This window comes from Variovorax sp. VRV01, from assembly GCF_014852545.1.
GTDB lineage: Bacteria > Pseudomonadota > Gammaproteobacteria > Burkholderiales > Burkholderiaceae_C > Variovorax > Variovorax beijingensis_A.
This window is the reverse complement of the sequence record NZ_JACVBS010000045.1, coordinates 1-5,790: the sequence shown is the minus strand read 5'-3', so window position 1 is coordinate 5,790 and position 5,790 is coordinate 1. Positions and strand designations below refer to the sequence as shown.

Sequence of the window (5,790 nt, the reverse complement as noted above, 5' to 3'; positions counted from 1 at the left end):
AGCCAGCCCGGCGCCGCGCGCCCGTTCGCCGAGGCGCCCGCGCACGCCGCGCCGCTGCCCGCGCACTGGTGGCGGCTGTACCGCGACCCGCTGCTCGACCAGCTGGTCGCGCAGGCCCTCGCGCACAACACCGACTTGCGGCAGGCCGTCGCGAACCTGGAGCGCGAGCGCGCCATCGAGGCCGAGGTCGCCGGCGCCCGGCGCCCCACGATCGGCGTGAACGGCGGCCCTTCGTTCGGCCACGCGTCGGGCCTGTCGATGCTGCAGAAGGGCTACGAGCCACCGGACCGGTTCAACTACAGCGCGGGCGCTTCGCTGTCCTACCAGGTCGACCTGTTCGGCCAGATCCGCCGCAGCATCGAAGCCGTGGGCGCCAGCGCCGAGGCCGCCGCGGCCGCGCTCGACCTCGTGCGCGTGAACGTGGCCGCGGGCACCGCGCGCGCCTACGCTCAGGCCTGCTCGACCGGCCTGCGCCTGCAGATCGCGCAGAAGTCGGTCGCGCTGCAGCAGGACGCGCTGGATGCCACCGAGCGCCTGCAGCGCGCGGGCCGTGCCGGCGCCATTGACGCGAGCCGCGCACGCGCGCAGCTGGAGCAGTTGAACGCCGCACTGCCGCCGCTGCAGGCCGAGCGCCAGGGCGCGCTCTACCGCCTGGCCACGCTGACCGGTGCGCTGCCGCAGGACTTCCCGCGCGAGGTGGCCGGCTGCGCCGTGCCCCCGCGGGTGGCCGGCACGCTGCCGGTGGGCGATGGCGCGGCACTGCTGCGGCGCCGCCCGGACATCCGCCAGGCCGAGCGCAGCCTGGCGGCAGCCACCGCCCGCATCGGCGTGGCCACGGCCGATCTCTATCCGAAGGTGACGCTGGGGCTCTCGGCCTCGTCGGCCGGGCCGGCCAGCGATTTCGGCCGCAAGGACACCCTCGGCTGGAGCATGGGCCCGCTGATCTCCTGGACCCTTCCGAACACCGGCATCGCGCAAGCCCGCATTGCCCAGGCCGAGGCCGGCACGCGCGCCGCGCTCGCGAAGTTCGACGGCACCGTGCTGACCGCATTGCGCGAAACCGAGACCGCGCTCATCACCTATGCGCGCGAGCTCGACCGCCGCGCCGCGCTGCAGGCCTCGCGCGACCAGAGTGCCAAGGTGGCCGCGCAGGCGCGCCAGCTCTACCAGAGCGGCCGCACCGCGTACCTCGACGCGCTCGATGCCGAGCGCTCGCTGGCCGCGAGCGACGCGGCGCTGGCGGCCAGCGAGGCGCAACTGGCCGACGACCAGGTGGTGCTGTTCATGGCGCTTGGCGGCGGGTGGGAGCCGGACGATACGGCCGCCGTTGCCGCGCCCGCATCCGGCCCCGCCACCACGATCCGCTGACCGCGGCCGCCGCTTCCCGGCCGCGCGCGATGCCCACGCGCCTCAGCGCGTGAAGAGCCAGCCGCCCTTGGGCTGGCGCGTCAGTTCATGCCGCCGCACCGAACGCTCCTCGCCGTCGTCCCCCACGTACACCACCTCGAAGCGCAGCCGCTTCGGCGAGACCATCTTCCAGTTCTGGATGCGCTTGACCGTCACGCAGGCGGTCCTGTCGTGGTACTGCATCTCCGCCATCGGTCCGCCCTGGAAGCCGGTGCCGTCGAACAGCCGGCCCGGCGCCGCGAACGGATTGAGCACGGCGCCGTTGCGCGCGGTGATGCAGCCTTCGGTCCGCACGAAGGATTCGATGGTGGGCGCGGCGCTTTGCACCACCTTGGCCACGGCCGGCGAAGGCGGCTTGGTCACGATGGCCTCGCGGATGCGTTCCACCTGCTCCTCGGTGATCGGCGCGAGCCCGCTGGGCGACACGACCGGCGGCGGTGCCGGGGGCGGTGGTGGCGCGGACAAGGGCAGCAATGGCGCGAGATAGCTGCAGCCCGCCAGCGCCAGCGGCGCGGTGCAGGCGAGTGCGGCGATCCGGGTTCCGAACTTCATGGACGGGTCTCCTGTCGTCGATTCCTCTTCGGGCCTTGTTCGTGCCTCTTCTTCGATGTCAAAAGCGCTCGTGCGGCGAAAGATAGCGCCACTGGCCGGGCTCCAGCCCCGCCAGCGGCACGCGGCCGATGCGGATGCGCCGCATGGCCAGGATGCGCAGGCCGGCTTCGTCGCACAGGTGCGCGATCTGTCCGGGCCGCGCGCCCTTGAGTGCAAAGCGCAGGCCGGTCTGGTCGTCGGCCTGGCGGCCGATGCTCACGCGTGCGGGCGAACGCTCGAAGCGCGCGAGCTGCTCGGGGCTCACCTTGCCGGCCACGTCGACCATCACCTCGTGTTCGAGCACGCCCGCATCTTCCTGCAGCTTGCGCTCGATGCGCCATTCCTGCGTGTAGACCACGAGCCCGCTGGCGCCGGTTTCGAGCGGCGTCATGCAGCGCTGCGCCTTGGCGTGCGCCGGCAGGAAGCGCATGCCCGCGCGCTCGGGCTCGTGGTGGTTGGCGGCCACCAGCAGCCGGTGCGCGGAGTCGGTGGCCATGCCGGCCGGCTTGTGCAGCAGCAAGGTGACGGGCAGCACCGGCTCGGGCTTGGCGCCGGGCTCGATCTCGACCTTCTGGTGGCCCTGCACGCGCGACTGCGGCAGCAGCGCCGGCACGCCGTCGACGCGCACCGCGCCGTTCTCGATCAGCAGCTCGGCCTCGCGCCGCGAGCAGCCCGCGATGGCGGCCACGCGCTTGGCAAGGCGGATGCCTTCTTCTTCGGAAGCGCCGCTCATGGCGTGGAGGCCCGTTGCCGGATGCGCGCCACGTGCGCGGCCAGCGAGCGGGCGGCCACCGGCCACATGCGCTCGGGCACGTCGTCGTAGGCCAGCGGCAGCCAGTCGTCCGGCGTGCCCCCGGGCAGCCTCTGCATGGCCGCGGCGATCTTGGCTTCACGCTTCAGGCGGTGCGCCTTCAGCTGCGCGATGGCGCTGCGCGCGCTGCCGATGACATGGCCGTGCGCCGGCAGGATGAAATCGATGCCGCCGGCCTCGCAGGCCGCATCGAGCTTGTCGAGCGAATCGAGATACGCGTTCATGTCGCCGTCGGGCGGATCGACCACCGTGGTGCTGCCGTTCAGGATGTGGTCGCCGGAGAACAGCAATCCGTCTTCCTCCAGCACCAGGCACAGGTGGTTGGCCGCGTGGCCCGGCGTGTGGATGGCGCGCAGCGTGTGGGTGACGGGCTCGCCTTCGGCCGTGCTGCCGCTGATCACCAGGCGCTCGCCGTCGCGCAATTCGCGCTCCGCGGCAAAGCGCGCCGAGGAGCGCGCCGTGGGCGCCGAAGACAGCCCGAGGATCGGCGGCTTCTCCTTGCACAGCGCCTGCAGCGGTGCCGCACCGGGCGAATGGTCGGCATGCGAATGGGTGCACACGATCATGCGGATGTTTCCTTCGGTGGCACGCCAGAGCCGATCAATATGCGCCGCGTCGTTCGGGCCCGGGTCGATCACGAGGTAGCCCGTGGCTGCGTCGCCCACGATGTAGCTGTTGGTGCCCGGGCCGGTCATGGCACCGGGGTTGGGCGCGGTCAGGCGCTGCACGTTCCTGAGCAGCGGCACGGCGCGCTCGCTCTGCCAGTCGAGTGCATGCAGCAGCTGTCCGTCGGGGCACACCAGCGCGAGTTCGCCATAGGGCGAGTCGCTTTCCATGTAGCGCGCGTCCTGGCCGCGCAGCAGGCCCGCGCGCGGGCAGCTGGTCCACAGCGGCTGCTCGGCGGCGCAGGCTTGCAGCACCGCGTCGACGCTGGCATAGGCCGCGAGCCGCTGCAGCGTGCGCACCGTCGGAAAGATCATGAAGAAGCTGCCCGCCGCATGGCGCGCCAGCGCATCGGCCGGCCGCACCCAGCAGGGCTCGAACTGCTCGCTCTCGTCGGCCGTGGGCGTCTGGCCTTCGGGCATGCGCGCCACCAGGAAGGGCACGTCGAAGCGCTTGGGCAGGTCGCGGTCGGTGATCCAGTGCGCGAAGCTGAACACCTGGTCGCACGCGAGCACCAGCCCGCGCGCGGCGCACTGCTCGGCAAAGGACACGGGCGACGTGGTGCTGCGGTCCATCGACGCGATGTCCTGCGCGCTCACGGGCCGGCCGTCGGCATGGCGCGCGAGCAGAACGCCGAGCTCCTCGAAGCCTTCGCGGATGGCCGCGATGGCTTGCGTCAGCTGCAGGCCGCTCTGGGTGGGCCGTCGCGCGGCGATGCGGCTGGCGGCTTCGTCGGCTGCATCGATCTGCCCGCCGGGGAACACATAGGCGCCTGGCGCGAAGCTTGCAGTGCCGGAGCGGCGCGTCATCAGCACTTCGACGCCGGCCTCCGAATCGCGCAGCAGCAGCACGGTGGCTGCCGCGCGCACGGGTGCGGGCTCGCGTGCGGGGTGGAGTTGTTGGGTGGGACGGACCATGCGGCGATTATGGAGAGATCGTTCGATGCAGTTGCGTGCCGCATAAGCTCATACCGGATCGGGCATGAACCGCGCGCCACAATCCCGGGCTGCACCGCCCGCATCGAGGAAAGACAGTCATGATCCATTCTCCCTTCTCTCACCACCTCAGGTTCTCGTCGTCGTTCTTCACGCGGCGCCTGCGCCCGGCCCTGCTGCTGGCGGGCGCCGCCCTTGGCGCAGCCGCATCGTCCGCCGCTTTTGCGCAGGGCGACTGGCCGCAGCAGCCGGTCACGCTGATCATGGGTTTTCCGGCCGGCTCGGGCGTCGACGTGGTGGCCCGCGCCATCCAGGAACCGCTCGCCCGCCAGCTTGGAAAGCCCGTGATCATCGACTACAAGTCGGGCGCGGCCGGCAACATCGCGAGCGAGTACGTGGCCCATGCCAAGCCCGACGGCTACACGCTTTCGTTCGGCACCGCCGCCACCCATGGCAGCAACGCCGCGCTCTACAAGAAACTGCCGTTCGACGTGGAGGCCGACTTCGTGCCGGTGGCGCCGGTGCTCGACGTCTCGAACGTGCTCACCGTCAACCCGGACGTGATCAACGCCAGGACCTTGAAGGAGTTCGTCGATCTCGTCAAGGCCAACCCCGGAAAGTACAACTATGCGTCTACAGGCAACGGCGCCGGCACGCACATGGCCTTTGCCGAATTCAATTCGCGCCTCGGCTTGAACATGGTGCACGTGCCCTACAAGGGCGGGCCCGAGGCCATCACCTCCGTGGTGCGCGGCGAGACCTGCTGCATCATGAACCAGGTGCAGACCGTGCTGCCGCACTACAAGGCCGGCAAGGTGCGCCTGCTGGGCGTGACCACCGCCGCGCCGGTGGCCGCGGTCAAGGAAGTGCCCACCATCGCCTCCAGCGGCCTCGCGGGCACCAAGGGCTTCGACAGCTCGATCTGGTTCGGCATCTTCGCGCCCAAGGGCACCGATGCGCAGATCGTCGACAGGCTCAACGCCGCGGTAAAGGCCGTGCTCGAACAGCCCGAGATCCGCGAGCGCTTCGAAAGCCAGGGCAACACCGTGCGCATCGAGTCGCCCGCGCAGTTCAAAAAGACGGTGCACGACAACCGCGTGAAGTGGGCCGAGGTTGCGAAGGCCGCGAACATCAGCATCGACTGAGGGGCCGCTGCCGTGCGCTACAGCGTCTTGCTGAGCGTAACGATGAAGCGCGCCTTGTTGGGCGAATAGGTGGTCTGGCCGAAGGTGCCGAAGCCGAAGTCGTAGCCGGGGTTGGCCACCGCCAGGTACGAGCTCTTCTTGTTGGCGCCCTGCACCGAGCCGGCCAGCGCCAGGCCGTTGCCGAAGTCGTACGACACGCCCACGTTGTAGTCCACGTAGCTCTTGTAGCCCAGGCTGC

General features: G+C 70.9%; 5 protein-coding genes and 1 pseudogene. 2 read left to right on the top strand and 4 right to left on the bottom strand.

The genetic code is table 11. The features are described from left to right. Positions 1–1,368: efflux transporter outer membrane subunit (locus IB278_RS33460; RefSeq protein ID WP_192328780.1), on the top strand; the 1,368-nt coding region annotated here is incomplete at its 5' end. A gap of 42 nt (positions 1,369–1,410) precedes the next feature. On the opposite strand, the gene IB278_RS33455 is transcribed toward IB278_RS33460, so the two are convergent. From IB278_RS33455 to IB278_RS33445, 3 genes are read right to left on the bottom strand one after another with little or no spacing between them, the layout of a single operon-like run. After that, positions 1,411–1,959, bottom strand: a complete 549-nt coding sequence (locus IB278_RS33455; RefSeq protein ID WP_145742041.1) for a hypothetical protein — start codon at positions 1,957–1,959, stop codon at positions 1,411–1,413. 58 nt (positions 1,960–2,017) lie between these two features. Then, positions 2,018–2,731 (bottom strand): RNA pseudouridine synthase, encoded by a 714-nt coding sequence (locus IB278_RS33450; RefSeq protein WP_145742039.1) that lies wholly within the window; start codon positions 2,729–2,731, stop codon positions 2,018–2,020. Beyond that, the gene (locus IB278_RS33445) at positions 2,728–4,389 is read right to left on the bottom strand and encodes an MBL fold metallo-hydrolase (protein WP_192328777.1); all 1,662 of its coding nucleotides are present in this window, start codon (positions 4,387–4,389) and stop codon (positions 2,728–2,730) included. Before IB278_RS33445 ends, IB278_RS33450 begins: the two co-directional genes overlap by 4 nt. Before the next feature lie 119 nt (positions 4,390–4,508). On the opposite strand from IB278_RS33445, the gene IB278_RS33440 reads away from it, so the two are divergent. Next, positions 4,509–5,552, top strand: a complete 1,044-nt coding sequence (locus tag IB278_RS33440) for a Bug family tripartite tricarboxylate transporter substrate binding protein (RefSeq protein ID WP_192328774.1) — start codon at positions 4,509–4,511, stop codon at positions 5,550–5,552. A gap of 17 nt (positions 5,553–5,569) precedes the next feature. Here IB278_RS33440 and IB278_RS33435 read toward each other — a convergent pair. Then, a pseudogene (locus IB278_RS33435) lies at positions 5,570–5,790 on the bottom strand (hypothetical protein); the annotation flags it as partial.